The sequence below is a fragment of the Corynebacterium provencense genome (assembly GCA_900049755.1).
In the GTDB taxonomy this organism is placed as follows: domain Bacteria; phylum Actinomycetota; class Actinomycetes; order Mycobacteriales; family Mycobacteriaceae; genus Corynebacterium; species Corynebacterium neomassiliense.
On record LT160606.1, the window covers coordinates 1 to 1,852 of the forward strand.

The 1,852-nt window shown below is 64.8% G+C and carries 2 protein-coding genes; both read left to right on the forward strand.

The window, feature by feature from the left end; translation table 11 throughout:
• The first annotated feature begins 179 nt into the window (after positions 1 to 179).
• Positions 180 to 362, forward strand: coding sequence for a Trm112 family protein (locus BN3906_RS13805; RefSeq protein ID WP_066590249.1), 183 nt, complete (start codon positions 180 to 182; stop codon positions 360 to 362).
• Positions 332 to 1,630 carry a tyrosine--tRNA ligase gene (gene tyrS, locus BN3906_RS13810; protein WP_066590251.1) on the forward strand — a complete coding sequence of 433 codons (1,299 nt, stop codon included), beginning with the start codon at positions 332 to 334 and terminating at the stop codon, positions 1,628 to 1,630. The genes BN3906_RS13805 and tyrS overlap by 31 nt, the downstream gene beginning before the upstream one ends.
• Positions 1,631 to 1,852 lie beyond the last annotated feature (222 nt).

Consider the following 1,852-nt stretch of genomic DNA (forward strand, 5'->3'; position numbering starts at 1 on the left):
GTCGTGGACGCGGTGGCGCAGGGTCGGCGGTGGGCGGCTGCGCCGTTGCGGTGACAGTGCCGCCTGCCCGGCTGTGTCGGTGATCCGCCGGCCTGCCGGACAGGTGGTGGGACCGGCGGTCAGGCGGGTGGTGGGACCGGTGGTGAGCTGCGCGCCGGCGAGCGGATAGACTTGCCGTCATGATCGATCCCCGTCTTCTTGAGATTCTCGTGTGCCCCCAGGACAAGAAGCCCCTGGAGGAGCACGGGGACTATCTGGTCAATCCCCGCCTCAACGTGGCGTATCCCGTGCAGGACGGTATCCCCGTCCTGCTCGCCGATGAAGCAGTCGCATGGCCGGTATCTCAGGAAGGACAGCAGTGAACGACCACGGTACGAACATCATCGATGAGCTCGAGTGGCGGGGGCTCATCGCCCAGTCCACGGACAGGGACGCCCTGCGCGGGCAGCTCGCCACCCCGACCACGGCCTACGTGGGGTTCGACCCGACGGGTCCTTCACTGCACGCGGGGCACCTTGTTCCGCTGCTGATGCTCGCGAGGCTGCAGCGTGCCGGACACACCCCGATCCTGTTGGCGGGTGGGGCGACCGGCATGATCGGTGATCCGCGTGATGTCGGTGAGCGGTCGATGCTCTCGGCGGAGACGGTGGCGGACAATGTTGAGCGCATCAGGGGACAGCTGGCGTCATTCGTGTCCTTCGAGGGGGACAATGCGGCTGTCATGGTCAACAACATGGACTGGACCGGGTCCATGTCGGTCGTGGATTTCCTCCGGGACGTGGGGAAGAACTTCAGCCTGAACACCATGCTGTCGCGGGACACCGTCAAGCGTCGGCTGGAAGGTGACGGAATCTCCTACACGGAGTTCTCCTACATGCTGCTGCAGGCCAACGACTACGTCCAGCTCCGCAGGAGTTTTGACTGCCGTCTCCAGATCGGCGGTTCGGACCAGTGGGGCAACATCGTCTCCGGGGTGGACCTGAACCGGCGGGTGGACGGCGAGACCGTCCACGGACTGACCGTCCCCCTGGTCACCGATTCGGAGGGACGGAAGTTCGGCAAGTCCACCGGAGGCGGCAAGCTCTGGCTCGATCCGGAGTTGACCAGCCCCTACAGCTGGTACCAGTACTTCCTCAACGCCGCCGACGCCGATGTCATCCGCTACCTGCGGTGGTTCACCTTCCTCGGCAGAGAGGAACTGGACCGTCTCGCGGTGGAGGTCGACGAGCGGCCGTTCCGTCGCGAGGCGCAGCGGACCCTGGCCCGGGAGATGACCGCGCTGGTCCACGGTGAGGACGCGGTGAAGAAGGTCGAGAAGGCCTCTGAGGCGTTGTTCGGCAAGGGGGACCTGGCCGATCTCGACGAGAAGACCCTGTCCTCGGCGCTGGCGGAGACGGAGATCGTCGAGGTGGGTGAGGACGCCACGATTCTTGACCTGCTGGTCGAGGTGGGCCTGGAGAAGACCAGGGGAGCGGCACGTCGCACGGTGTCCGAGGGCGGTGCCTACGTCAACAATGTGCGTGTGTCGGAGATCGACTGGAGTCCTGCCGCTGAGGATCTGATTCACGGCTCGTGGCTGGTTCTGCGCAAGGGCAAGAAGCGGTTCGCGGGTGCCAGGGTCGTGCGTTGACGGCCACGGGCTGACGGTGGTTGGCCCGTGGTGAGCGCGTGATTTGCCCTCTGACGCCGGGGTGTGTAGATTTGTCGGGGTTGCCACGGGAGGCCGGGACAGTGTTCCGGTCCGGTTCGTGGTGTGCGGTTGTTGTTTGAGAACTCAATAGTGTGATGAACCAAGTTTTTACAAGTCGCAGATGATGCAGACGGTTCGGATGGTCCCGGCAAGTGGGTGACT